Annotated in this window: 1 pseudogene; it reads left to right on the forward strand. The window is 75.1% G+C overall.

Annotation, left to right across the window (positions count from 1 at the left end):
- Positions 1 to 245 (forward strand): annotated as a pseudogene (locus FNJ47_RS52495) (hypothetical protein); the annotation flags it as partial.

A 245-nucleotide genomic window follows, 5' to 3' on the forward strand; every position in this document is an offset into this window, starting at 1 on the left:
TCGACGGCCATCCCGACATCGTGGCCCGCGCCGGCGCCGATGGCGCGCATCTGACCGGCGTCGCCGCGATGGAAGAGGCTGCGCCCGCGCTGAAGCCCGACCGCATCGTCGGCGTCGGCGGGCTCGCCGAACAGCACATAGTCGGCACCGGCCTCGCCGGCGGCCATGGAATCGTGGCGCGTCGCGGGCCCGCCGACGCCGACGATGCGGTCGGGCTTCAGCGCGGGCGCAGCCTCTTCCATCGC

It is taken from the genome of Bradyrhizobium uaiense (assembly GCF_010811875.1).
GTDB classification, from domain to species: Bacteria; Pseudomonadota; Alphaproteobacteria; order Rhizobiales; family Xanthobacteraceae; genus Bradyrhizobium; species Bradyrhizobium uaiense.